This window comes from Pseudomonas paraveronii, assembly GCF_963681955.1.
Taxonomy (GTDB): Bacteria; Pseudomonadota; Gammaproteobacteria; order Pseudomonadales; family Pseudomonadaceae; genus Aquipseudomonas; species Aquipseudomonas paraveronii.
This window is the reverse complement of record NZ_OY817130.1, coordinates 2,635,055-2,661,351: the sequence shown is the minus strand read 5'-3', so window position 1 is coordinate 2,661,351 and position 26,297 is coordinate 2,635,055. Positions and strand designations below refer to the sequence as shown.

The following is a 26,297-nucleotide window of genomic DNA, read 5'->3' as shown; positions in this document are numbered from 1 at the left end:
TGATGAATACCTGCCCGAAACGGGCAGCATCTTTAAAAATCCTGGGAGGGCGATCGGTCACCCTCGTAATACAAAAGCCGGAAACAACTCGCGCATGTGGCCCCACAACTCCGGCAACGCCATCTGTGCCGGGGCAATCGGCAGTTGCTCATCGAGCATGCTTGCCGTGCGGACCATCTGCACAGCGAAGCGCTTGACACCACTGGCCTGCAAACGCTGGGCCAGGCGCAACAGGCGCGACGTATCGATCAGATGCCAATGCACCGTGGTGCGGCACTCGTAGTCCACGCCACTGGCCAGCAAGGTCTCCAAACTGCGCCAATTGGCGACGCCGCTGCCTTTGACCTGGGTGACCAGTTGATAGTCCTCGACCAGGGCCTTCACATCGAAGCCCACCCAGTCGGCATGGCGCAGCGCATTGGCAAAGCCTGCCGGCTTGATCCCTGCACTGTGCAGGCCCACGCGAAAGCCCATGGCGCGCACTTCGTCCATCGCCGCCGGCAAGCCTTCCTGCAGGGTCGGCTCACCGCCGCTGAACACCACCGCGTCCAGCAGGTCCTGGCGGCGCTGCAAAAACAGCAAAACCCGGCGCCAATCGATCTCCGCGCTTCCGCGCGGTCCGATCAGGTCCGGGTTATGGCAATAACGACAGCGCCAGGCGCAACCCTGGCAGAACAGCACGCAGGCGAGCATGCCAGGGTAGTCGAGGGTGGTCAGGGGCACCATGCCCCCAACCCGTAGCATTCGACTCATTGGCGTCCGGCCGCACAAGCCGCTTCGGTAAAGTGAACACGCTCCTTGTGCTCGGACTGTTTGCCGGGGTTGAACGCGGACACCGGCCGGTGGTAACCCATCACCCGGGTCCAGACTTCGCAGCGCTGACGTTGTGGCTGAGATGCTTGCATGGTGAATCTCCTTGCGGGTTGAAAAACAGGTTCAGGACTGGGCAGCAAGCGCGAGGATTTCATCGCACTTGGGACAGAACTCGTGTTCGCCGGCGAGGTAGCCGTGCACCGGGCAGATCGAGAAGGTCGGGGTCACGGTCAGGTACGGCAGGCGGAAACGCCCCAGCGCTTTACGCACCAATTGCTTGCAGGCCTGGGCCGAGGAAATCTGTTCGGCCATGTACAGGTGCAGCACGGTGCCGCCGGTGTATTTGCATTGCAGTTCGTCTTGCAGTTCGAGGGCTTCGAAGGGGTCTTCGGTAAAGCCCACCGGCAGTTGCGACGAGTTGGTGTAGTACGGCGCATCCACGCTGCCGGCTTGCAGAATGTCCGGGTAGCGCTTGCGGTCTTCCTTGGCGAAACGGTAGGTGGTGCCTTCCGCCGGCGTGGCTTCGAGGTTGTAGAGGTGACCGGTTTCTTCTTGGAAGCGCAGCAAGGTGGCGCGCACATGGTCAAGCAGGCGCAGGGCGAACGCGCGGCCTTCTTCGGTGTGCGTGCCCTGCGTGTCATCGGTGAAATTGCGCAGCATCTCGTGCATGCCGTTGAGGCCGATGGTGGAGAAGTGGTTGCGCAAGGTACCCAGGTAACGCTTGGTGTACGGGTACAACCCGGCGTCCATGTGGTGCTGGATCACCTTGCGCTTGACCTCCAGGCTTTCCATGGCCATTTCCATCAGGCTGTCCAGGCGCTGCAGCAAGCCGCTGGTGTCGCCCTTGAACAGGTAACCGAGGCGCGCGCAGTTGATTGTCACCACGCCCAGCGAGCCGGTCTGCTCCGCCGAACCGAACAGCCCGCCGCCACGCTTGAGCAGCTCGCGCACGTCCAGTTGCAAGCGACAGCACATGGAGCGCACCTGGTTGGGCTGCATGTCGGAATTGAGGAAGTTCTGGAAATACGGCAAACCGTAGCGCGCCGTCATCTCGAACAAGCGGTCGGCGTTCTCGCTGTCCCAGGGGAAATCATGGGTGATGTTGTAGGTCGGAATCGGGAAGGTGAACACCCGCCCCTTGGCATCCCCGGCCTGCATCACTTCGATGTAGGCACGGTTGATCAGCTCCATTTCCGTTTGCAGGTCGCCATAGGCAAACGGCATTTCCTCACCACCGATCACCGGGATCTGCTCGCGCAAATCTTCCGGGCAGACCCAGTCGAAGGTCAGGTTGGTGAACGGCGTCTGCGTGCCCCAGCGCGACGGCACGTTGAGGTTGTAGATGAACTCCTGCACCGCCTGGCGCACCTCGGGGTAGCTCAGCTGGTCCTTGCGCACGTAGGGCGCAAGATACGTATCGAACGAGCTGAACGCCTGGGCACCGGCCCATTCGTTTTGCAGGGTGCCGAGGAAGTTGACCATCTGCCCCAGGGCACTGCTCAAATGCTTGGGCGGCCCCGCTTCGACGCGGCCGGGCACGCCATTGAGGCCTTCGTGCAACAACGAGCGCAGCGACCAACCGGCGCAGTAGCCGGCGAGCATGTCCAGGTCATGGATATGCAGATCCGCCTCACGGTGTGCGCGGCCAATCTGCTGGCTGTAGACCTCGTCCAGCCAGTAATTGGCAGTCACCTTGCCCGACACGTTCAACACCAGCCCGCCGAGGGAATACCCCTGGTTGGCATTGGCCTGTACGCGCCAGTCTTCACGGTCGAGGTATTCGTTCATCGAGGTGGCGACTTCCACCAGGGTCTTGCGATCGCGGCGCAGGCGGCCGTGTTGTTCGCGGTAGACGATATACGCGCGCATCGACAGGAAGTAACCGGCATCCATCAACACCCGCTCGACGCTGTCCTGGATCTGCTCCACATCCAGCCGTTCGATGCCGCGCAGCCGCGCCAGTACCGCGCCGAGCAACAGGTCGACCTCGGCCTCCCGATACTCGCCGGTGGCATTGCCGGCGGCGATCAGCGCCTGACGGATTTTTTCGGCGTCGAAGGCAACGAGACTGCCGTCGCGTTTGTGCAGGCGGTTACTGACCAGCGGGCTGAGCATGCTTTGCATTGGAAGGCTCCAGACACTACATATAGATTTAATAAATCTTTTAAACACAATATGCAGTGATATTACGGTCAAGCGTTTGGGCTGCCATTGATCAAGGTCAAGTCTGAACGAAGATCCAAATGTGGGAGGGCGCTTGCTGTGGGAGGGGGCTTGCCCCCGATAGCGTTGGATCAGTCATGCATGTATTGGCTGACACACTGCTATCGGGGGCAAGCCCCCTCCCACAGCAAGCACCCTGCCACATTCAACCGCCGCTCATATTCATGAAGCGCACCACCTGCACCTCCCCTGCCCCGGTGAAATCATGCCGCAGCGGTTTGCCTTTCAACCCCTTGTGCAAGGCCTCGATCAACGGCCCATCGTCCAACGGATAACGCCGCAGCAAAGCGCGCAAGTCCACCGCGTTGTCCTGCCCCAGGCACAGCAGCAATTGCCCTTCGACAGTCATGCGCACGCGGTTGCAACTGCCGCAGAAGTTGTGGGAGTTGGGCGAGATAAAGCCGATGCGCGTGCCCGGATGCCGTGCCAGGCGCACATAGCGCGCCGGGCCGCCGCTGTTTTCGGTGCTGTCGAGCACGGCATGGTGACGGGCGATCACGGCGCGTACTTCATCACTGGCACAGAACGTCTCGCCGCGGGAACGGCCCACGTCGCCCAGGGGCATTTCCTCGATAAAGCTGATGTCGATGCCTTGGTCGATCGCGTACTGCACCAGCGCCGGCACTTCATCGAAGTTGCGCCCTTTCATCACCACGCAATTGAGCTTGACCCGCTCGAACCCGGCCGCTCGCGCCGCCTCGATACCGTCCAGCACCTGGCGCAGATCACCGTTGCGAGTGATCGCGCGAAAGCGCTGCGGATCCAGGCTGTCGAGGCTGATGTTCATGCGTTTGACCCCGGCATCCACCAGCGGCTGCGCGAGGCGTGCCAACTGCGAGCCGTTGCTGGTCATCACCAGTTCGCGCAAGCCCGGCAGTGCCGCGATGTTGCGGCACAACCCGACAATGCCCGGGCGGATCAACGGCTCGCCGCCGGTCAGACGGATCTTGCGCACGCCTTGGCCGACGAACAGCGCGGCCAGGCGTTCCAGCTCTTCCAGGGTCAGCACCTGCTGGCGCGGCAGGAACGTCATGTTTTTCGCCATGCAATACACACAGCGAAAATCACAACGGTCGGTCACCGACAAGCGCAGGTAATCGATCGAACGGCCTACCCCATCCACCAGGCTCATGTCACTGCACCAGCGGCGAGTCGGCGCCCTGCAGCGCGATGCCACGAATATCCGCCGCGCCGATCAGGGTTTGCAGGTACTGCACCAATGCCTTTTGCCACACCCCTTGCTGCAACTGGGTGCGGATCGCCACCGCCACCGCTTCATACGGCAGCGGTTGGCCTTCGATGCGCTGATCGACATTGATCACATGCCAGCCGTAACGGCTTTCCAGTGGCTTACTTGCCAGGCCCGGCGCCAGGGTGAACAACTGACGCTCCAGCTCGGGCACGGTCTGGCCCTTGCTCACCTGACCCAACGAACCGCCCTGGGCCTTGGACGGGCACGCCGAATACTGCAGGGCCAGCTCGGCAAAGTGGCCGGGCTGCTCGTTCAGGTTCGCCAGCAGCACTTCTGCCTGGGTGTGCGCCAGATGGCGCGCCTCGGCGTCGTCCGGCGCGCACTCGAGCAGAATGTGCCGCACCGCCAGCAACGGCGCGCTGTGAAAGCGCCCGCGGTTGTTCTCGAAGTAACGCACACAGGTGGCCTCGTCGCACTCGGGCACCTTGACCTCACGCTCCAGCAGCAAGCGCGTGGCGGCTTCTTCTTCGTTCTCGCCAGCGGCGATCTCCACCGCCAGGCCCAGCTCGGCGATCCGCTGCTGCAACAGCTCGCGGATCACCAGCGCACGGGCGGCCAGATACACCGCCTCTTCGCGGCTTTCGGCCGGGTGATATTGCAACTCCAGGGCCATGGCCTCCGGCGTGACGGGCACGCCGTTGACGCTGATGATCGGCCATTCCTGTTCACTGCTGGCGATCAACTCCGGTGCCTTGAGTTCCTCGAACAGCGCCGGGGCCGCAACCTCGGCCACCAGCGGTTCTTTGACCGACGAGCCGCAACCACCGCTGCCGCCTTTACCGCCACCACATCCGCATCCAGTTGTCATGACGTTCTCCTCAATACTTCTGCCGCACGATTTGATAACGACGCCCCAAGTACCAGATCGGCGCGCTGACCATATGCACCAAGCGGGTAAACGGGAACAGTACGAACAGGGTCAAGCCCAGCGCCACATGCGCCTTGTAGATCAGGCTGACCGGCTCGATCGACGCCGCCGCGTCCACCGGCCGCAACAGCACCACGTTCTGCGCCCAGTCGGCGAGCATCACCATCACCGAACCGTCCATATGCCCGGTGGAGGCGACGATGGTCAGCAAGCCAAGCACCAACTGCGCGAGCAGCACCAGCAGGATCAGGATGTCCGACGGGCTCGATGTGGCACGTACACGCGGGTCGCTCAGGCGGCGCTTGACCAGCATCAGCAAGCCCACCAGGCACAGCAGGCCAAAGACGCCGCCGGAGACCATCGCCAGCAATTGCTTGTGCTCAGTGCTGATCACATGGTGATAGACCGACGCCGGGGTCAGCAGGCCGACAAAGTGCCCGGCCAGCACGAACAGCACGCCGATGTGGAAGAAGTTGCTCGCCACGCGCATGCCACGGTTGTTGAGCATCTGGCTGGAGCCGGCCTTCCAGGTGTACTGCGACAGGTCGAACCGCGCCCAACTGCCCAACAGGCAGATCGCCAGGGCGACATAGGGGTACACCCCGAAAACCAGCAAATTCCACTTAGACATTACCCACCTCCGCGGCTGGCACTGCGGCCTGCCCTTCTTGCTGAAAATCCACCCAGTGCAACGGCACCGCGCTTTCTTCGCGGGCTTTACCCGGTGCGCTGGGCATCGAGCTGCAACGGTCCTGTTGTTCGGCCTGCATAAAGTCCACCGCTTCCTCTTCCCAGATTTTGTCCAGGGCTTCGAGGGAGTCGTCACGCGGCTCGGCGGCGACCTGGGCGCGCAGCTCGGCCACGGCCTGGTGCGGCTCGGCACCCGAGATCTGCAGCAATGCCCGGAAGCAACTGGCGTAGGCGCTCTCGCGCTCGTCCAGACGTGCGGCGAGCAGCGCCAGCAGGTGCGCCACATCCGCCAGGCCCTCGCGGGCCTCGATGTCTTCGCGGGTCGAGAGGAACTCCAGGTACAGCGGGATATAGTCCGGCAGCTCCTTGACGCCGATGGCAAACCCGGCCTCTTCGTACTGGGCCATCATGTCGACCATGGCCTGGCCACGGTCGCGAGACTCGCCGTGGACGTGTTCGAACAGCAGCAACGACAGCGAGCGCCCCCGGCCGAACAGCGCGCCGTAGTGTTCCTGGCCATCCATCAGGTCATTGGCGCAGATCAGCTCAAGCAACTCGAACAACGCGCCGCGCTGCTTGGGGCTGATTTCCCGCGACTCGATAATCGCCTGTTCCAGTTCGTCGCGGCCGTTCACCAGGGTTTCGGTGGGGTAGTCCAGCAGCAACGAAATCACTTTAAGAATGCGCATGGCTCAGTCCTCCCAGATCTGGACGGTTTTCAGCACGTCGCGGCGGTTGGCCTTCTTGGCGCCGAACATGTTGGTGTCGGAGCTGCCGCTGCAACCGCTGCCGAAGCTGAAGCCACAGCCGGAGCGTTCGGCGAACGCATCGCTCATGGCGTCTTCACGGTGCGCGCTCGGCACCACAAAGCGGTCTTCGTAGTTGGCGATCGCCAGGTAGCGGTACATCTCTTCCACCTGTTCCACGCTCAGGCCGACGTCTTCGAGCACTTGCAGGTCCTGCACACCGTCGACTTGCTGGGAGCGTTTGTAGGCACGCATCGCCAACAGGCGTTTGAGCGCACGCTTGACCGGTTTTTCATCGCCGGCGGTCAGCAGGTTGGCCAGGTAACGCAACGGAATGCGCAGGCTGTCGACATCCGGGATCACCCCGTTCATGCCCACGGTGCCGGCGGCTGCGGCGTTCTGGATCGGCGACAGTGGCGGCACGTACCAGACCATCGGCAAGGTGCGGTATTCCGGGTGCAGCGGCAGTGCGAGTTTCCAATCGACGGCCATTTTGTAGACCGGCGAGCGCTGCGCCGAGTCGATCACCGACTGCGGCACGCCATCGGCCAGGGCCTGGCGAATCACCGCCGGGTCATTCGGGTCGAGGAAGATTTCCAGCTGCTTCTCGTACAGGTCCTGCTCGTTGGCAGTGCTCGCCACTTCGCTGATGCGGTCAGCGTCGTAGAGCAACACGCCGAGGTAGCGAATCCGGCCGACGCAGGTTTCGGCACACACGGTAGGCATGCCGGCTTCGATGCGCGGGTAGCAGAAGATGCACTTCTCGGACTTGCCGCTCTTCCAGTTGAAGTAGATCTTCTTGTACGGGCAGCCGCTGATGCACATGCGCCAGCCACGGCACTTTTCCTGGTCGATCAGCACGATGCCGTCTTCTTCACGCTTGTAGATCGCACCGCTCGGGCACGAGGCCGCGCACGCCGGGTTGAGGCAGTGCTCGCACAGGCGCGGCAGGTACATCATGAAGGTGTTTTCGTACTCGCCATAAATGTCGGCCTGGATCTGGTCGAAGTTCTTGTCCTTGCGGCGCTTGGCGAACTCGGTGCCGAGGATTTCTTCCCAGTTCGGGCCCCACTCGATTTTCTGCATGCGCTTGCCGGACACCAGCGAACGCGGGCGCGCGGTCGGCTGGTGCTCGCCCAAAGGCGCGGTGTGCAGGTGCTGGTAGTCGAAGTCGAACGGCTCGTAGTAGTCGTCCAGGCTCGGCAGGTCAGGGTTGGCGAAGATGTTCGCCAACACGCGGAACTTGCCGCCGATGCGCGGGTTGATCGAGCCGTTGGCGTTGCGCACCCAGCCGCCCTTCCACTTGTCCTGGTTTTCCCATTCTTTGGGGTAACCGATGCCGGGCTTGGACTCGACGTTGTTGAACCAGGCGTATTCCATGCCTTCACGGCTGGTCCAGACGTTTTTGCAGGTGATGGAACAGGTGTGGCAGCCGATGCATTTGTCCAGGTTCAGGACCATGCCGATCTGTGAGCGAATCTTCATCTCAGTTCTCCTCGATATCAGTCGGCAATGGGCGCGGCAAGTCATCGCCGGTGGAACCATCGAGCCAGTCGACCTTGGCCATTTTGCGCACCACGACAAACTCGTCGCGGTTGCAACCGACCGTGCCGTAGTAGTTGAAACCGTAGGCCTGCTGGGCATAGCCGCCGATCATGTGGGTCGGCTTGAGCACCACGCGGGTTACCGAGTTGTGGTGGCCGCCACGGGTTTTGGTGGTTTCCGAACCCGGCACGTTCACGATGCGTTCCTGGGCGTGGTACATCATCACCATGCCTTCCTTGACGCGCTGGCTGACCACCGCACGGGCGGTCAGTGCGCCGTTGACGTTGAAGCACTCGATCCAGTCGTTGTCCTCGATCCCGGCGCGCTTGGCGTCGATTTCCGAGAGCCACACAATCGGGCCGCCACGGCTCAAGGTGAGCATCAGCAGGTTGTCGCTGTAGGTGCTGTGGATGCCCCATTTCTGGTGCGGGGTGATCCAGTTCAGCACGATCTCGGTTTCGCCATTGCTGCGCTTGCCCTTCACGCCTTCGATGGTCTTGGTGTTGACCGGTGGCCGGTAGCTCATCAACTGCTCGCCGAACGCCTGCATCCACGGGTGATCCTGGTAGAACTGCTGGCGGCCGGTGATGGTGCGCCATGGGATGTTTTCATGGACGTTGGTGTAGCCGGCGTTGTAGCTCACGTGTTCGTCTTCGAGGCCAGACCAGGTCGGGCTGGAGATGATCTTGCGCGGCTGCGCCTGGATATCGCGGAAGCGGATCGCTTCATGGGCCTTGGAGATCGCCAGGTGGCTGTGGTCGATGCCGGTGAATTCCGACAGCGCGGCCCAGGCTTTCAAAGCGACCTTGCCGTTGGTTTCCGGGGCCAGGGACAGGATCACCTCGGCGGCGTCGATAGCCGTGTCGATTTTCGGCCGGCCATGGCTGATCCCGGCATCGTTTTCGTGATGGTTCAGTTCGCCGAGGAACTCGACTTCTTCATCGGTGTTCCAGTTGATGCCCTTGCCGCCGTTGCCGAGTTTTTCCAGCATCGGGCCCAGCGACGAGAACTGCTTGTAGATGTTCGGGTAGTCGCGTTCCACCACTGCGATGTTCGGCGCGTTTTTGCCGGGTACCGGGGCCACGCGTGCGCTTTTCCAGTCAGTGCCGCCAAACGGCTGGGCCAGTTCGCCGACGCTGTCGTGCATCAGCGGTACGGTGACCAGGTCTTGTTCCACACCCAGGTGACCGACCGACATGGCCGAGAACGCCTTGGCGATGCCTTTGTAGATTTCCCAGTCGGAGCGCGATTCCCACGCCGGGTCGATAGCCGCCGACAATGGGTGGATGAACGGGTGCATGTCCGAGGTGTTCATGTCGTCTTTTTCGTACCAGGTGGCGGTCGGCAAGACGATGTCGGAATACACGCAGGTGGAGGACATGCGGAAGTCCAGCGTGGTCACCAGGTCGAGCTTGCCGATGGCGCCGTCCTCGACCCATTCGGCCTCGGTCGGTTTGCACTCGGTGCTGTGGCCGATGTCTTCGTTCATCACGCCGTTCTTGGTGCCCAACAGGTACTTGAGCATGTACTCATGGCCCTTGCCCGACGAACCGAGCAGGTTGGAGCGCCAGATGAACATGTTGCGCGGGAAGTTCACCGGGCTGTCCGGCTGTTCGCAGGCAAAGCGCAGGCTGCCGTCCTGCCAGGATTTGACCACGTAGTCTTTCGGCGTCATGCCGGCGGCGGCCGCCTCACGGCAGATGTGCAGCGGGTTGGTGTTGAGCTGCGGCGCGCTGGGCAACCAGCCGGCGCGTTCGGCGCGGATGTTGTAATCCAGCGCGTGTTCGGGGAACTGCGACTTGTCGGCCAGTGGCGAGAGCACATCGTGCATGCTCATTTTCTCGTGACGCCATTGCGAACTGTGGCCATAGAAGAAGCTGGTGCCGTTCATCTGGCGCGGTGGGCGGTTCCAGTCCAGGCCGAAGGCCAGGGGCAACCAGCCGCATTGCGGGCGCAGTTTTTCCTGGCCGACATAGTGCGCCCAACCGCCGCCGGTCTGGCCGACGCAACCGCAGAGCATGAGCATGTTGATCAGCCCGCGGTAGTTCATGTCCATGTGGTACCAGTGATTCATCGCCGCGCCGACGATGATCATCGAGCGGCCCTTGGTCTTGTCGGCGTTGTCGGCAAACTCACGGGCGATCTGGATGGCTTTCTCGCGGCTGACGCCGGTGATCGCTTCCTGCCACGCCGGGGTGCCCGGCACGCTGGCGTCGTCGTAGTCCTTGGCCACGTTGTGGCCGCCCAGGCCACGGTCGATGGCCAGGTTGGCCGCCGACAGGTCGAACACGGTGGCGACCTTGGCCACGCTGCCGTCGGCCAGGGTCACGTTGTGCACCGGCACGCGGCGGTACTGCACCGCCTCGCCGGCCACGTGCTGGAAATGCTCCTGGACTTCGCCGGCAAAATACGGGAACGCGACTTCGGCGACGTCGTCACCGATCAGGCTGAGTTTCAGGTCGATCGCGCGGCCTTCGCCGCCCTCTTTGGCGAGGATGTTCCACTTGCCCTTCTCGCCCCAGCGATAGCCGATGGAGCCTTGCGGCGAGACCAGTTCGCCACTCTCGTCGAGGGCGATGGTTTTCCATTCCGGGTTGTTGTCCTGACCGAGGTTGCCGGTGAGGTCGGAGGCGCGCAGGAAGCGGTCCGGCTGGTAGCCTGCGCCCGGGGCGAAACCGGTCATCGGCTTGAGCATCACCAGCACCGGCAAGTCGGTGAAGCGCTTGGCGTAGTCGGTGAAGTAGGCGCTCGGCTTGTCCAGGTGAAATTCTTTGAAGATCACATGATTGAAGGCCTGGGCCAGCGCGGCGTCGGTGCCCTGCTTAGGGTTGAGCCACAGGTCGGTGAGCTTGGCCACTTCCGAATAGTCGGGAGTGATCGCCACGGTCTTGGTGCCCTTGTAGCGCACCTCGGTGAAGAAGTGCGCGTCCGGGGTACGGGTCTGCGGAACGTTCGAACCCCAGGCGATGATGTAGTTGGAGTTGTACCAGTCGGCCGATTCCGGCACGTCGGTCTGCTCGCCCCACACCATCGGCGAGGCCGGTGGCAGGTCGCAGTACCAGTCGTAGAAGCTCAGGCACACGCCGCCGATCAGCGACAGGTAACGCGAACCCGCCGCGTAGCTGACCATCGACATGGCCGGGATCGGCGAGAAGCCGACGATGCGGTCCGGGCCGTATTGCTTGATGGTGTAGACGTTGGAGGCGGCGATGATTTCATTCACCTCCTCCCAGTTCGAGCGAATGAAACCGCCCATGCCGCGCTTGCTCTTGTAGGAGTCGGCCTTGGCCTTGTCCTCGACAATGCTCGCCCAGGCTTCCACCGGCGCCAGGGTCTGGCGCGCTTCACGCCACAGTTTGAGCAGCGGCTTGCGGATCTTCGGGTACTTGAGCCGGTTGGCACTATAGATGTACCAGCTGTAGCTCGCACCACGCGGGCAGCCGCGGGGTTCGTGGTTGGGCAGGTCGTTGCGGGTGCGCGGGTAGTCGGTCTGCTGGGTTTCCCAGGTGATCAGGCCGTTCTTCACGTAGATCTTCCACGAGCAGGAGCCGGTGCAGTTCACGCCGTGGGTGGAACGCACGATCTTGTCGTACTGCCAGCGCGAACGGTAGACGTTTTCCCAGTCACGGGACTCTTTGCGAGTCTCACCGTGGCCGTCGGAGAATTCGTTTTGTTTGCGGTTGAAGAACCGCAGTTGATCCAATAAATGACTCATGGTGCTTTCCTCATCAGGCGTGCTGCGGGGTGCGTTGCCCCGCGAATTCAGGTCGGACTAGCAGGGTGTGGCGCAGCCTTTGCGGGCATACCACCACCAGGTCACGACGATGCAGCTCAGGTAGAAACCGACAAACATGTAGAAGGCCATCGCCGGGCTGCCGGTGGCGGCCATGGAGGTGCCGAAGGACTTGGGAATAAAGAACGCACCGAAGGCGCCCATCGCCGAACTGAACCCCAGCACCGCGGCCGATTCCTTGCCGGCATTCTTGATGGCCTGCTCGCGCTCGGCGGCGGATTTACCGGCGCTGGCTTTCTCGTGCTGGGTGCGGAAGATCACCGGGATCATGCGGAAGGTGGAGCCGTTGCCCACGCCAGTGGTGATGAACAGCAACATGAACATCCCGAGGAAACCGTAGAAATTGCCGCCCTGGCCGTTCTGCGGCAGGAAGTGCAGCACGCCGAACACCATCACGATCATCAGCACGAAGTTCCACAGGGTCACCCGCGCGCCGCCCAGTTTGTCCGCCAGCCAGCCGCCCAGTGGGCGTACCAGGGCGCCGACCAGCGGGCCGAGGAAGGCAAACTTCAACGCCACCACGTCCGGAAACGAGGTTTTGATCAGCAGCGGGAACGCCGCCGAAAAGCCGATGAACGAACCGAAGGTCGCCAGGTACAACCAGCACATCAGCCAGTTGTGCTTGCGTTTGAAGATCACCGCCTGCTCGCTGAACGAAGCGCGGGCGCTGGACAGGTCATTCATGCCGAACCAGGCCGCCACGGTGACGGTGAGGATGAACGGCACCCAGATGAACCCGGCGTTTTGCAGCCACAACTGGCTACCGTCGGGCAGGGTTTGCGCTTGCCCACCGACCATGCCGAACACCCCGAAGGTGATCACCAGCGGCACGCAGAACTGCATCACCGACACGCCAAGATTACCGAGGCCGGCGTTCAGGCCCAGGGCCGTGCCCTGCTGCGACTTGGGGTAGAAGAAACTGATGTTGGACATGCTGGAGGCGAAGTTGCCGCCGCCAAACCCGCACAGCAAGGCGATCAGCACGAACACGCTGTAAGGGGTGTTGGGGTCTTGCACCGCGAAACCCATCCACAGCGCCGGCAGCAGCAGCGACGCGGTGCTCAGGGCGGTCCAGCGGCGTCCGCCGAAGATCGGCACCATGAACGAATAGAACACCCGCAAGGTCGCGCCGGACAGGCCGGGCAACGCCGCCAGCCAGAACAGCTGGTCGGTGGTGAAGCTGAAGCCGATGGCGTTCAGGCGCACGATCACCGTGCTCCACACCATCCACACGGCGAAGGCCAGGAGCAGTGCGGGAATCGAGATCCACAGGTTGCGGGTAGCGGTTTTTTTGCCGCTGGCCCCCCAGAACGCGGGGTCCTCGGGGCGCCAGTCGTGAATCACCGGGCCCGACTCGGGCTTTTGCGCGATGGACATGTTCATTCTCCTTGGAGACGTTGGGCGGTGTGGCCCAGCAGCGGTTGTTTGCGGATTTCGCTGAGGTACATCCAGGTCAGGGACACCCAGACCACGCCGTACATCAACATGAAGCAGGACGAGCGCACGCCGGTGAGGTCCACCAGGGCGCCAAACAGAATCGGCAGCACAAAGCCCCCGAGGCCACCGGCCAGGCCGACGATGCCGGACACCGCGCCCATGTTCTGCGGGTAGTCATTGGCGATGTACTTGAATACCGAGGCCTTGCCGAACGCGAAGGCGATGCCCATCACGAACAGCAGCACGGTGAACAGAGTGGGGTTGAGGCCGATGTGCAAATCCAGCGGACCGTTGACGGTCATCACTTGCAGTTGGGTCTGCGGGTAGCTGAGCAGGAACAGGCAGATCCAGCTCACCCACAACACCCACCAGGTCACGCTCTGGGCGCCCCAGCGGTCGGACATCCAACCGCCGACTGCGCGCAGCACGCCACCGGGCAGGGAGAAACAGGCGGCCAGCAGCGCGGCGCTTTGCAGGCTGAAACCGTATTCCTGCACGTAGTATTTGGTCATCCACAACGCCAGGCCGACGTAGCCGCCGAAGACAATCGAGTAGTACTGGCAGTAGCGCCACACGGCCGGGTCTTTCAGGCACCGCAGTTGCTCGCGCAAGGTGGCGCCGCCGGCACTGCGGTGGGCCTTGTTTTCGCTGGTGAGGAACCAGAACAGCAGCGCGGTGATGAACAGGATCGCGCCGAACACCTTGGGCACCAGGTGCCAGGTGCCAAGGGCGATCAGCGCCGGGGCAAGGAATTTGGTGACCGCAGCCCCGGCGTTACCGGCGCCGAACACGCCCATGGCGAAGCCCTGGTTGTCCTTGTCGAACCACTTGGCGACGTAGGCGATGCCCACCGAGAACGAACCACCGGCCAGACCGACAAACAGGCCCAGCACCAGGAACTGCCAATAGGCGGTGGCGTAGGTGATCAGGTACAGCGGCAGGACGCAGGCCAGCATCAACAGGAAGAACACGATGCGCCCGCCGAAACGGTCAGTCAGCAAGCCCAATGGCAAGCGCACCAGGGAACCGGTCAAGACCGGCGTGGCGGCCAGCAGGCCGAACTGGGTTTCGTTGAGTTGCAGCAGCTCTTTGATGGGCACGCCCAACACGGCGAACATCATCCACACCATAAAGCAGACGGTGAAGGCCAGCGTGCTCATGCCCAGCACCAAGCCTTGTCTTATACGGGGTTGAGTCACGGTAAGCGCTCCAGAAGGTGATTTCATGAGCGCAGGTTAGGGGCGGCCCCCCCGCAGAACTTGACGCAGATCAACGTCCACCTGGGGGGTATAAGGCTATGCTGACCGCACATACCTCTAAGGAGGTAGTCCCTATAACAAGAGAAAGTCTTTATTTATCAATGGATTGATCTCTTGTGCCGGCGTTTTCCCGTGGGAGGGTTTGCCGGCAACTCTTTAGAGGTAGTGCGCCAGGGATCGCGCTTTCCCAGCTCGTTTTTCCTTTTCAGGTGCCGCCATGCAGGCTTTCTCCCCCCTCCGAATACGCCGTGATGTTTAACTGGCTACGCAGCTCCCTGCCCGCGCGCGCCGGCTTGGCCGTGATCCTGATCGCCATCCTGGCCCTCGCCAGCTCCTTGAGCGCGGGGCTGATCGCCTGGTTCAGCCAGGGCGACGCCGCCGCGATCAACACTGCCGGTTCCGTGCGCATGGAGACCTACCACCTGAGCTGGCGACTCGCCGCTGCCGCGCCGGTTGCGGAGATCGACGCCATCACCCAGAGCCTGCAAGGACGCCTCGACAGCCAGTCGCTCAAGGCGGTGCTGGAAGACGGCCCGAACAGCGCCCTGCTGCAGAGCTACCAACAGATCCAGCAACGCTGGAACGACGAGCTGCACCCGGCCCTGGTGCGCGGTGATGCGGCGCTGTTCCAGGCCAGCGCACCGGCATTCGTCGAGCAAATGAATCAATTCGTCAGCCTGTTGCAGCAACAGAGCGAACAAAAACAAGGCTGGCAGCAAGGGATCCAGGGCCTGGCGCTGTTCAGCACGCTGATCATCCTGTTGATCGGCCTGTATGAATTGCAGTACGGCGTGGTCAACCCTTTGCAGGAACTGGTACAGGCCACCCGGCGCTTTCGCGACGGCGACTTCAAGACCCGGGTCAACCACCGTTCCGACGATGAGCTGGGGCAACTGGCCCTGAGCTTCAACACCATGGCCGAGACCATCGAGGCGTCCCACCGTACCCTGGAAAGCCAGGTGCGCCTCAAGACCCTCAACCTGCAACAAGCCAACGCCGCCCTCGAACTGCTGTACCAGAGCAGCAGTAGCCTGGCCACGCGCCTGGCCAATGCCGAAGGCCTGGACGAATTGATCCGGCGCTTCCAGAAACGCCTGCCGGGGTTGCGCCTGTCGTTGTGCCTGCAAGGCCACTTCCTCGCACCGGCCCAGCAGATGCTCGCCTTGCACGGCGGCGACAGCCGCAACATCTGCGCCATCGGCGATTGCGCGAGCTGCCATAAACACAAAGTCGCGCCGCCGCAGGTATTCAGCATCAGCAACCAGGGCTCGGAACTGGGCGAACTCAAGGCCCACTTCGACGATGGCCATCCCCCGCAGGACTGGGAGAAGCAATTGATCCAGGCCCTGGCCAACCTGATCGGCACCTCGCTGTCGCTCAAACGCCAGCGCGAACAGGATCATCGTTTGCTGCTGCTTGACGAGCGCACCATCATCGCCCGGGAACTGCACGACTCCCTGGCCCAGGCGCTGTCGTACATGAAGCTGCAAGTCAGCCGCATGCAAACCCTGATCCGTCGTGGCGAGCCGGTGGAGACCCTGGCCACCGTCACCGCCGAACTGCGCGACGGCCTGAACAACGCCTACCGCCAACTGCGCGAGCTGCTGACCACCTTCCGCCTGCAAATCCACGATGCCGGGCTGGTACAGGAACTGTCGGACACCGCCGAAGAGTTCTCCCGGCGCGGCGAATTCCAGGTGCACCTGCACGTCGACGCGCTCGCCTTCCAATTGTCGGCCAGCGAGCAGATCCACTTGCTGCAAATCACCCGCGAGGCCCTGTCCAACTGCCTGCGCCACGCCCATGCGCAAAACGCCTGGCTGCAACTGCGCCAGGAGGGCGAGACCGTAAGCCTGAGCATCGAGGACGACGGCCGTGGCTTTTGCGGCGCCGTCGACCAACGTGAACACCACGGCCTGACCATCATGGACGAACGTGCACGCAGCCTGCACGGCCAACTCGACATCGTCCCCCGCGAGCCCCAGGGCACGCGGGTGCAAATGCGCTTTCAACCGGAATTTCTCGGGCAACCTCTACAAGGCAACCACCCATGAGCACACTCCCCCGCCACCGTATCCTGCTGGTCGACGATCACCCGATGATGCGCCGCGGCATGCGTCAGATACTCGAGTTGGAAGACGATTTGCAGGTGGTCGGCGAAGCCGGCAATGGCCAGGAAGCCCTGGACCAGATCGAGAGCCTGCAACCGGACCTGGTGCTGCTGGACAACAACATGCCGCAGATGAACGGCCTGGAAACCCTGCGCCGCCTGCGTGCCATGAACTATGCGGGCAAGGTGCTGCTGTTTACCGTGTCCGATGCCGAGGATGACATTCGCGACGCGCTACGCCTGGATGCCAACGGGTATCTGCTCAAAGACATGGAGCCGGAGTTGGTGGTGGAATTCATCCGCGATGCGTTGCATGGGGCGTTGGTGATCAGCCCCGGGTTGACGCGGGTGCTGGCCCAGGCGCTGCGCTCGCCGCAACCCCATGCGGCGGTGGATTTGACTGAGCGGGAGCGCCAGGTGCTGCGCACGATTGCCAGTGGGTATAGCAATAAGGTGATCGGGCATAAACTGGGGATTACCGAGGGGACGGTGAAGGTACACGTGAAGAATTTGCTGCATAAGTTGGGGTTGCGGTCGCGGGTGGAGGCAGCGGTTTGGGCGATGGAGCATTTGCGGCAGGCGGGTTGATGGTTTTTCGGGGGATTGGGTACATATCCGTTTCTTCGATAGCGGCGGCTGGTGGCTCCGCTCTTGCCCCAACACTCGGCACCTCGCTAATGCTCGGGCAAGAGCACATGCAGAATGAGGTCTATCTGACCCATGAAGATCCAAATGTGGGAGGGGGCTTGCCCCCGATAGCAGTATGCCAGCCACTACATGCATGACTGATCCACCGCCATCGGGGGCAAGCCCCCTCCCACATTTTGACCGCGTTCGGCTTGCAGGATCAGGTTGGCTATAAGGCCGCGCCCAAGAGTACATGCAGAATAAGGTCTATCTGACCCATGGAGATCCAAATGTGGGAGGGGGCTTGCCCCCGATAGCAGTATGCCAGCCACTCCATGCATGACTGATCCACCGCCATCGGGGGCAAGCCCCCTCCCACATTAAGGCCGCCTCTTTAACCCAAGCTGACCGAACGCGGGAAGAGGTACCCCCTTCGAGGCATATCCCCAAACCCCGGGCCGCCCTACCCTGATGACCCGTGGAGGCCCTTATGCTCACCCATCCCCAAATCGTTCTAACCTTGCGCCGGCATCACCTGTTCAGCCGGCTGCCTGAAAAAACCTTTCAGGATGTCTGCACCCTGGCCAGTCTCAGGCGTTTGCCCAATCACACCCCGCTCATGCATCAGGGCGATCCCGCCGATCGGTTCTTTCTGCTGGTCAGCGGCCAGATCAAGCTGCACCGGGTCACGGGCGAGGGTCAGGAGCATCTGGTGGAAGTCATCCACCCCGGCCAGACGTTTGCCGAAGCGCTGCTGTTCACCCAGGCCAAGGCGTACCCGGTGAGTGGCACCGCGCTCAAGGACAGCGTCCTGGTGAGTATCGAAGGCCAACACTATCGACGGGCGCTGGAAGATCAGCCGGCCATTTGCCTGGCGATTCTGGCGAGCATGAGTATTCACCTGCATCAGCGCCTCCAGGACATCGACACCCTGACCCTGGCCAATGCCAGTCGCCGGGTGATCAATTTCCTGTTCCAGGAGCGCGACGGCGTCAACAGCGAGGTGGTGTTGCAGGTGCCCAAGCGCCTGGTGGCGTCGAAGCTGGGGATTCAGCCGGAGACGTTTTCGAGGATTCTGCATCGGCTGGTGGAAGGCGGGTTGATCGAGGTGCGCCAGCGCACCATTCGAATCCTCAACGAAGAGCAGTTGATGGGGTATCAAGCCGGTTGATACCCCCTCGCGGTCAATGCCCGCTGTGCATCATCGACATCGGTTGCTGCAACAGCGCCAGGTCGATCTGCTCGAAACGCAACAGCCGGCCACCGGTGTCCGCCGCGACTTTCTGTGCCTTCGCCTCATCGGCAAACGAAGCCAGCACCACGCCCATGGCGCCCTTGAGCCCGGTGCCGATCACGTAGTAGGCGGTGCGGGCGTCGATCAGGTGCTTGTCGTCCGGTGCATTCCACTGGCTGCGGCCCATGTCGTGCACGTACAGCTTGGCGTCGTCGTGGCGGTTTTCCGGTTGCAACCACCAGCCGAGCATTTCGGCGGTGGAACAGAATTTCTTCACCCCGTCACGCTCTACCACTTGGCCCTTGGGCCCGGGAAATTGGTTGATCACCATGCCGCATACGTGGCACTCGTCGTTGGGATGAAACGCCACCGGCGCTTCGCTGAAGCTCGACTCCGGCGCCTTGTCGCAGGCGGTTATCAATAAGCCGACCAGCAAGGCCGCGACTAACCGTGTCTTGAAACCCATATCACTCACTCCAACAGTCATAAAAAGTCCTCACGCCGCGCGGCGGCGGAACAGCCCGTAGGCCAGCGCCAGCGGCACGGCCACCCATGCCAGCAGGCACGCCCATAGGGCCAGCGGCGGCACGTCGAGGTCCGACCCCAGGGCCATGACCCCCACGGACTGGGTGCCCGTGCCGAAACCGGAAAGGTTGATCAGCCGATACACATCGGTGGGGTTGAGCAGCAGCAACCAGGGCAGCCCCTGCGGGTTGAACTGGCCTTTGCTGAGCACCAGCAAGGCCAGCAGCGCCAGGTCGAAAACCAGCACGAAGTAGAACCACACGCCCAGCGCCAGCCCGGCGGCGGTGGATTTTTCTGCGCACAGGCTGCTCAAGCCATAGGCCATCCCGAGAAAGCACCACCCCAACAAGGCCGAGGTCAGCATGAACCGGCCGAAGGCCCAGAGCAGCATGGCGAAATCCACGTCGTCGACCAGCAGCGCAATGGCGAGCATCGCGCAGCCGAAGCCGAGTACCGTGGCCAGCGCAAGGATCAGCCCATGGCCGACGAACTTGCCGAGCAGGATCTGCCCGCGCCCCAAGGGGTAGGTGAGCAGCAACAACAAGGTGCCGCTCTCGTCTTCGCCGACGATCGCGTCATAGGCCAGCAACAGCGCGATCAGCGGCATCAAAAACGTCGCCAGGCTGGCCAGGCTGGCGATGGTCGCCGGGATCGAGGTGAAGCCCAGTTGCCCGGCAGCCGCGGCGCCGAGCCAGGCAATGCCGATGGCCAAGACCGCAAACAACAGGCTGATCGCCAACAACCAACGGTTACGCAGGCCGTCGCAGAACTCTTTGCGCGCCATGTTCCAGATCGGGTTCATAAGGCCGCCTCCTGTGCCGTGACCATCGCGCTGTCCATGTAATGCCGGTAGATGTCTTCAAGGGACGGCGGCAGAATTTCCACGTCGCTGGGGCTGTCTTCGGCCAGCAGTTGGCGCAGCAGTTGCACCTTGCTGCCGTTGTGCGCCGCCACTTGCAGCCCTTCGACGCCCCAGCGCCGGGTCACATGGCCGGCGGCGCTCCAGCGTTGTTGCAGCGATTCGACGCGCTGCAAGCCGCTGGTGCGGATCAGCGTCGGCAAGCCGGCCTCGGCGCGCAACTGCGCCAGGCTGCCCAAGGCCAGCAGGCGGCCCTGGGTGAGGATCGCCGCGCGGTTGATGTGCGCCTCGACGCCCGGCAGCACATGGGAACACAGGATGGTACTGGTGCCGGCCGCACGCAGACGGTCGAGCAGGCGATACAGGTCCTGGGTGGCGAACGGGTCGAGGCCCACGGTGGGTTCGTCGAGCAGCAACAGGCGTGGCTCGCCGAGCAAGGCCTGGGCCAGCCCGAGGCGCTGGCGCATGCCCTTGGAATAGGTCTTGACCCGCCGCCCCGCCGCCGCGGTCAGGCCGACGTCGTCCAGCAGGCTGTCGACCTGATGCATCGGCGCGCCCTTGAGCCGGGCAAAGTGGCGCAGGGTTTCGACGCCGCTCAACTGCGCGTAGAACGTGACGTTTTCCGGCAGGTAGCCGAGCCAGCGGCGCACGTGGGGATCACTCGGCGCACGGCCAAACACCCGCACCTCGCCGGCGCTGGCGCGCAGCAAGCCAAGGACCAGTTTCATCGCGGTGGTCTTGCCCGCGCCGTTGTGCCCGAACAACCCCAGCACTTCCCCGGGGGCCAGGCTCAGGTTCAGGTCGTGCAGCACCGTGGCGCGCCCATAGCGCTGGCTGACGCCTTCGATCTCGACGACATTCATCATGCAGGTTCCTTATGCGTGGGGGCTTGCATCAGCGGGTGGCTGTCCATCACTCCCGGCGACTTCATCACCGGAAACGCACGTTGCACCCAGCGCAGCAACTCAATGCCGGGGCTGTTCATCAACAGCCGCACCTGGGGGTACATCCACAGCAGGCGGTCGACGTTGTCGTTCGGCTCGTAAGCCACATCGCCCAGGCCATCGCCGTTGCGGTCCCAGCCAAGGTAGTCGCTCCAGTAGTTGCCCCGGCCGTCCGCCGACCATTCCTGCAAGCGGCTGGCGACGTATTTGACCTGGCGCTGGTTGTCGATGAAGGCGTTGCCGGCGATGCGGTTGTCTTCGGAGCCGGCGGTCAGGTGAATGCCCACCGCGCTGCGCGCGAAGCGGTTGTTTTCGATGCGGTTGAACAGCGAGTTGTAGATGAACAGCGCCTTGCCTTCGCCGCCGGCGATCATGGTGTCGCCGGTGGAGCCGTCGCGCACATCGGTGACGACGTTGTCCTGCAAAGTCGAATAGGTGATGTAGTTCATCAGGATGCCGTAATTCTGGTCCTGCTCGGAGCGATTGCCGATCACCGTCAGCTTGCGGCTTTGCATCAAGGCGTAGCCGGTGCGGGTGCGGCGCGTGGTGTTGCCCAGGACCTGGTTGTCGTTGGCGAACATGTAGTGAATGCCGTAGCGCAGGTCTTCCAGGGTGTTGCCTTGCAGCAGGTTGCCGTTGGAGGTGTCGATGTAGATGCCGTCGCGGGTGTCACGCACCTGGTTATCGATGACGCGGGCACCGTGTACGGCGTACAGGTGAATGCCGTTGCCACGGTCCTGGGAGCGTACCGAGGTATCGCCCTGGATGCGGTTGCCGATCAGGCTTACGTCCTGGGTGCCGTCGACCCAGATGCCAAAGCCCTGGCCTTGCAGGCGGTTGCCCAGCAGTTGTGTACCGCGGGCCTGGGGTTGGATGAAGACACCGGCGTTCATGGCCGTGAGGTCGTCGCCCCAATCGAGGAACGTGCAGCCTTGGACACTGACATCCGGCGCGCTGATCAGCAGGCCGTTGCCCTGCCCTTCGGCCTGGAAGATGGCGCCGGGGGCGCAGGTCAATTGCAGCGGTTGGTCGATGCGGAACGAGCCCCGGTATTCGCCGGCAGGCAGGCGCCAGTGGTTGGGGCCGTCGGCTTGCAGGGGCAAGTCGGTGATGGGGCGCACGCCAGCGTTCACCCCGAACGAGAGCAGTGCGAGCCCTATCAAGGTGATGAGTGATCGAGCCACAGTGATGTCCTTAAACTGAATGCGGCTAAATGTGGGAGGGCGCTTGCTCCCGATGAGGGTGTATCAGTTGATGCATCCTTGGCTGATTCACCGCCATCGGGGGCAAGCCCCCTCCCACCTTTGTCCTGCTGTGTCCTTGTGTCAGGCGCGCTCGACCTTCATCCGCCCGACCATTTCCATGTGCAGGGCATGGCAGAACCAGCTGCAGTAGTACCAATGCAGCCCCGGTTTGTCGGCAATGAACGTGATCGACGAGGTCTGCTGCGGGCTGATCTCCATGCTCACGCCGTGGTTGACCATGACAAAGCCGTGGGTCACGTCTTCGATCATGTCAATGTTGGTGATGGTCACGGTGACTTCATCGCCCTGTTTGACGGTGAACTCCGTGAGCCCGTAAGCCGGGGCCATGGAGGTCATGTACACGCGCACCTTGTTGCCGTCGCGGATCACCTTGCTGTCGGTTTCCAGGTTGATCCCGTCCTTCTTGGCGATGGCTACCGTCTCGGCGAAGAACGGATCGTTGCGCTCCCAGATTTTCTTGGTCTTGATCTGGTCGCGGCGCGCCATCACACAGTCATGGGGCTCGGCGAAGGCCGGGCCGTCGTGGACCAGTTTCATTTCATCGCCGGAGATGTCGATCAACTGGTCGTTCTCCGGGTGCAGCGGGCCGGTGGGCAGGAAGCGGTCCTTGGAGAACTTGCTCAGCACCATCAGCCACTGGCCGTCGGCGTCACGGGTTTCGGTCAACGACGCATGGTTGTGACCCGGCTGGTACTGCACATCGAGCTTCTGCTTGATGTAGTTGACCTTCTCGCCGCCATAGGCGCGAATGGCCTCGGCGATGTTCCACTTGACCACCTGGCTGTCGATGAACAGCGTGGTGTAGGCAAAGCCGCGCCCGTCGTAGGTGGTGTGCAGCGGGCCCAGGCCCAGTTCCGGCTCACCAACCACCACGCCGCGCGGGTCAGGGATCTTGCCGCTGAACAGGTCGTCGAGTTTGTCGATGGCGATGATGGTGCAGGTCGGCGACAGCTTGCCGTTGGCGATGAAGTACTTGCCATCCGGCGAAGTGTTGCAGCCGTGGGGGTTCTTCGGCACCGGAATGTAGCGGGTGAACTCGCTGTCCTTGCCGTCCTCGGATTTGCGCCCGTCCACCACCGGCACCTTGACGCCGTCCACACTGATGAACTTACCGGCCTTGATCGCTGCTTCGATGCGCGGGATGTTGAACACCACCACCCAGTCGCGCTCGTTGCGCATCATGCCGGCCAGGTCGGTGGCCTTTTCCGAGTTGTAGCAGGTGGCCGCCGCGTACTTGCCGGTGTAGTCCATGTCAGCGTTGTCGAGGTTGCCGTCGACGATCACCTGGAACGCCATTTCCATTTTCTCGGCGTCGATGGCATTGAACATGGTGAAGGCGTTGCGATCCTGCAGGTCAAAGCTGTGGCCGTCATTGGGGTGCGGAATGATGAACTCGGCGTTGCAGAACACGTACTTGGTGTAGGGCACCTTTTGCAGGCGCAGGCCGTGGATGGCCTGGACGTTCGGTACGGTGAGGATTTTGTCGCACTTCATGATGTCCAGGCGGATGCGCGCCACCCGGCTGTTGGCCTTGTCATTGATAAACAGGTACTTGCCGTCGTAGCGGCCATCGGTGGTGGACAAGTGCGGGTGGTGGCAATCGCCGTTGCGGTACTTGGCACCGTCGCCGAGGATGCGCTTGCTCTCGTTGGTCAGGCCCCAGCCGGTGGCCGAGTCGACGTTGAACACCGGGATGCGCATCAGCTCGCGCATCGACGGGATGCCCAGCACCCGCACTTCGCCCTGGTGGCCGCCGCTCCAGAAGCCGTAGTAATCGTCGAGCTGGCCGGGTTCTACATGGATTTTCGATTTGGCGTCCTTGGCCGCCGCCGCGAAGGATTCACGGGTAAACACCGCGCCGCCGAGGGCCGACGCACCCGCCAGCACAGCGCCGGTCACCGCACCGGTGCCGAGGAAACTGCGCCGGGTCAGGCCGTCATGTTTATCGTCTGTATCGTTCATGGGTTGCTCCTTCAAGTGTTGGGATTTATCTGCACTACGGGAATCTGTTCGGGCGCCGCCTTGTTGCGCTTCTTGCGTTTATTGATCAGCGGCGGGCACTTGTTTTCGTTGTGCCAGGTCATCTGGCAGTCGAGGCAGTAGTGGCATTCGTTGGCGTTGATATGGCCGTCCGGGTGGATCGCCTGGATCTCGCATTCCTTGGCGCACAGTTGGCATGGGTTGCCGCATTCCTGGCGACGTTTGAGCCAGTCGAACAGGCGGAACTTGCTCGGAATCGCCAGGGCAGCGCCGAGGGGACAGAGGTAGCGGCAGTAGACTTTGCGGGTGAACAGGTTGATCACCAGCAACGCCACGGCGTAGAGCACGAACCACCACTGGCGGTCGAACTTGAGCGTGATGGCGGTCTTGAACGGTTCCACTTCGGCAAAGCGTTCGGCGGTGGCCATCGATTCCAGCGAGAGGCCGAACAGCACCAGCAGGATCAGGTACTTGATCGCCCACAGCCGTTCATGCACCGCGAAGGGCAATTCGAACTGGCGGATCTTCAGGCGGCGCGCGGCTTCGTTGAGCAGTTCCTGCAAGGCCCCGAACGGGCACAGCCAGCCGCAGAACACCCCGCGCCCCCAGAGCAGGATGCTGGCGGCGGTGAAGACCCAGAGCATGAAGATCAGCGGGTCGGTGAGGAACAGCTCCCAGCGGAAGTCCTGGACCAGCGCATGCACGAAGGTCAGCACATTGACCACCGACAACTGCCCCAGCGCATACCAGCCGATGAACCCTACGGTAAACACCAGATAACCCCGGCGCAGCCAGTGCAGCAGACGCGGGCGCCGGGCCAGGCTGTCCTGCAGGAACAGGATCGCAGTGAGCAGCAGCAGCGCGACGCCGAGCACCATGACCTGGACCTGTTTCTGGTACCAGATGCTCAACCACAGCGGGCGGCTGGCCTCATCCAGCGCGGCTTGTTCGGCGGCGGTGGGCAGCGGCCGTTCCAGGTACTGTTCGGGCATCTGGTAAGGCAGTTCGAAGCTGCTGAACGTGCCGCTGACCGGACCGGTCTGGCGCCGCACCAGCAGTTCCAGGGTCCAGGCCGAGCCGGGGTCGAAGCCGGCCTGCGGACGCACGATGAATACCGACATCTCGTCGAAGGCCGGTATGCCCTCGGCGTAGACGTCGTCGATGCGTTGGTGGTCGAGGTCACGGAAGCTGATCACGTTGCCGAACTGGCGCAACTGCACCCGGTCGAAAATCCCGCCGCGCACATAACCCGAGCCCTTGAATGAAAACAGCCCACGACCGAACACGGCGATGGCCTGTTCGCCGGGTTTGAGCCCCTGCATCAAGCTGCGGTAGTGTTCTTCGCCCAACAGATTGCGGCCGATGCTCGGCGGGTTGATGTCGGCCACATAAAGCTCGATGAACGTTTCGTCCGCCGCCTCGGCGCCTTCGGCGGCGGTGTCCTTGAAGGCCGCGTCGACCTGGCCACGGGTCAAAAGCAGGCGGCGGATCGCGCCATTGCCGGTCAATTGCGCCCAGGTGGCGGGGTCAAACCGATCGGTGCGGATCAGCGCGACTTTCTGCGCGGTAGCGGCCTTGCCGTCGATCAGCTTGAGCCACACCGCCACGTCATGGGCCGCCCGCATCACCACTTCATTGACCACCATCGCGGTCACGGTCGCACCGGCAATCGCATCCACCGTTACGGCCTTCGGGTCGCTGGAACGTCCGACCACCACGCGCTGGCGCACATCGACGCCGGAATAGTGCGCGGTGAATTCGTGCAGTTTGATCTCGGGAATACCGATCAACAGGATCGGCTCGTGGTGTTCCAGCACGTAGGCATCGCGGATCACCCCGGCGGTGTCGAGGATCACCTGGGTGTTGATCGGCTTGCCTGAATACGCCGGGATCGCCACCACATCCAGGCTCTGGAACACGTAGCCGATGGGCTTGCCGGCGCTCGAAATGGTGCGCACCTTGAACGGGCCGTCCGGTGCGGAGACCGCATCCTGGGCGGGAAAGGTGCGTTCGATACGCTGCTGTTCGATGTCGCCGTAAGACCGGGCCTGGGCGGTGAAGCTGGTGATGAGCAACACCACCAGCACAGTCAGCCAGTGGCGTGTCAAGCGCGCGGAGCGAGTCATG

20 protein-coding genes are annotated in these 26,297 nt (G+C 62.7%); 3 read left to right on the top strand and 17 right to left on the bottom strand.

The window, feature by feature from the left end:
• Positions 1–57 precede the first annotated feature (57 nt).
• The 11 genes from U5A08_RS12135 to U5A08_RS12085 all read right to left on the bottom strand — a co-directional run bounded on the left by U5A08_RS12135 (position 58) and on the right by U5A08_RS12085 (position 14,566).
• Entirely contained in the window at positions 58–753 is a 696-nt protein-coding gene (locus U5A08_RS12135; protein WP_301294966.1) for an anaerobic ribonucleoside-triphosphate reductase activating protein, read from the bottom strand.
• Positions 750–905: an anaerobic ribonucleoside-triphosphate reductase gene (gene nrdD / locus U5A08_RS12130; RefSeq protein ID WP_253395143.1), complete on the bottom strand. Its 156-nt coding sequence runs from the start codon at positions 903–905 to the stop codon at positions 750–752. Before nrdD ends, U5A08_RS12135 begins: the two co-directional genes overlap by 4 nt.
• Before the next feature lie 31 nt (positions 906–936).
• On the bottom strand, positions 937–2,937 hold the full coding sequence (locus U5A08_RS12125) for a ribonucleoside triphosphate reductase (RefSeq protein WP_253395142.1): 2,001 nt from the start codon (positions 2,935–2,937) through the stop codon (positions 937–939).
• 244 nt (positions 2,938–3,181) lie between these two features.
• Complete coding sequence (gene moaA, locus U5A08_RS12120; protein ID WP_253395141.1) at positions 3,182–4,168, bottom strand: GTP 3',8-cyclase MoaA; 987 nt, start codon at positions 4,166–4,168, stop codon at positions 3,182–3,184.
• A gap of 1 nt (position 4,169) precedes the next feature.
• Complete coding sequence (locus U5A08_RS12115; protein WP_253395140.1) at positions 4,170–5,096, bottom strand: peptidylprolyl isomerase; 927 nt, start codon at positions 5,094–5,096, stop codon at positions 4,170–4,172.
• A 10-nt stretch (positions 5,097–5,106) separates the two neighbouring features.
• Entirely contained in the window at positions 5,107–5,787 is a 681-nt protein-coding gene (gene narI / locus U5A08_RS12110) for a respiratory nitrate reductase subunit gamma (protein ID WP_253395138.1), read from the bottom strand.
• The gene (gene narJ / locus U5A08_RS12105) at positions 5,780–6,535 is read right to left on the bottom strand and encodes a nitrate reductase molybdenum cofactor assembly chaperone (RefSeq protein ID WP_253395136.1); all 756 of its coding nucleotides are present in this window, start codon (positions 6,533–6,535) and stop codon (positions 5,780–5,782) included. Before narJ ends, narI begins: the two co-directional genes overlap by 8 nt.
• A gap of 3 nt (positions 6,536–6,538) precedes the next feature.
• On the bottom strand, positions 6,539–8,077 hold the full coding sequence (gene narH / locus U5A08_RS12100; RefSeq protein ID WP_017849323.1) for a nitrate reductase subunit beta: 1,539 nt from the start codon (positions 8,075–8,077) through the stop codon (positions 6,539–6,541).
• A gap of 1 nt (position 8,078) precedes the next feature.
• A complete protein-coding gene (locus U5A08_RS12095) occupies positions 8,079–11,852 on the bottom strand; it encodes a nitrate reductase subunit alpha (RefSeq protein ID WP_321851697.1) in 3,774 nt (1,257 codons plus the stop codon).
• 57 nt (positions 11,853–11,909) lie between these two features.
• A complete protein-coding gene (locus U5A08_RS12090; protein ID WP_247401779.1) occupies positions 11,910–13,307 on the bottom strand; it encodes a NarK family nitrate/nitrite MFS transporter in 1,398 nt (465 codons plus the stop codon).
• Between the two features lie 2 nt (positions 13,308–13,309).
• Positions 13,310–14,566 (bottom strand): MFS transporter, encoded by a 1,257-nt coding sequence (locus U5A08_RS12085; RefSeq protein ID WP_253395133.1) that lies wholly within the window; start codon positions 14,564–14,566, stop codon positions 13,310–13,312.
• Positions 14,567–14,877: 311 nt separating this feature from the next.
• On the opposite strand from U5A08_RS12085, the gene U5A08_RS12080 reads away from it, so the two are divergent.
• The 3 genes from U5A08_RS12080 (at position 14,878) to U5A08_RS12070 (ending at position 18,534) form a co-directional block, all read left to right on the top strand.
• Positions 14,878–16,680, top strand: a complete 1,803-nt coding sequence (locus U5A08_RS12080) for a HAMP domain-containing protein (RefSeq protein WP_321851695.1) — start codon at positions 14,878–14,880, stop codon at positions 16,678–16,680.
• Positions 16,677–17,324, top strand: coding sequence for a two-component system response regulator NarL (gene narL, locus U5A08_RS12075; protein ID WP_247401775.1), 648 nt, complete (start codon positions 16,677–16,679; stop codon positions 17,322–17,324). The genes U5A08_RS12080 and narL overlap by 4 nt, the downstream gene beginning before the upstream one ends.
• Positions 17,325–17,853: 529 nt before the next feature.
• Entirely contained in the window at positions 17,854–18,534 is a 681-nt protein-coding gene (locus tag U5A08_RS12070; protein ID WP_253395131.1) for a Crp/Fnr family transcriptional regulator, read from the top strand.
• Between the two features lie 13 nt (positions 18,535–18,547).
• Here U5A08_RS12070 and U5A08_RS12065 read toward each other — a convergent pair whose 3' ends face one another.
• The 6 genes from U5A08_RS12065 to nosR all read right to left on the bottom strand — a co-directional run bounded on the left by U5A08_RS12065 (position 18,548) and on the right by nosR (position 26,296).
• Entirely contained in the window at positions 18,548–19,063 is a 516-nt protein-coding gene (locus tag U5A08_RS12065) for a nitrous oxide reductase accessory protein NosL (protein ID WP_321851692.1), read from the bottom strand.
• 30 nt (positions 19,064–19,093) lie between these two features.
• Positions 19,094–19,924: an ABC transporter permease gene (locus U5A08_RS12060; protein WP_253395128.1), complete on the bottom strand. Its 831-nt coding sequence runs from the start codon at positions 19,922–19,924 to the stop codon at positions 19,094–19,096.
• Positions 19,921–20,844: an ABC transporter ATP-binding protein gene (locus tag U5A08_RS12055; protein ID WP_321852214.1), complete on the bottom strand. Its 924-nt coding sequence runs from the start codon at positions 20,842–20,844 to the stop codon at positions 19,921–19,923. Before U5A08_RS12055 ends, U5A08_RS12060 begins: the two co-directional genes overlap by 4 nt.
• A complete protein-coding gene (locus U5A08_RS12050) occupies positions 20,844–22,109 on the bottom strand; it encodes a nitrous oxide reductase family maturation protein NosD (RefSeq protein ID WP_425262831.1) in 1,266 nt (421 codons plus the stop codon). Before U5A08_RS12050 ends, U5A08_RS12055 begins: the two co-directional genes overlap by 1 nt.
• Before the next feature lie 141 nt (positions 22,110–22,250).
• Positions 22,251–24,152: a TAT-dependent nitrous-oxide reductase gene (gene nosZ / locus U5A08_RS12045; protein ID WP_253395126.1), complete on the bottom strand. Its 1,902-nt coding sequence runs from the start codon at positions 24,150–24,152 to the stop codon at positions 22,251–22,253.
• Positions 24,153–24,163: 11 nt separating this feature from the next.
• Entirely contained in the window at positions 24,164–26,296 is a 2,133-nt protein-coding gene (nosR, locus tag U5A08_RS12040; protein ID WP_321851689.1) for a transcriptional regulator NosR, read from the bottom strand.
• Position 26,297: the final 1 nt, after the last annotated feature.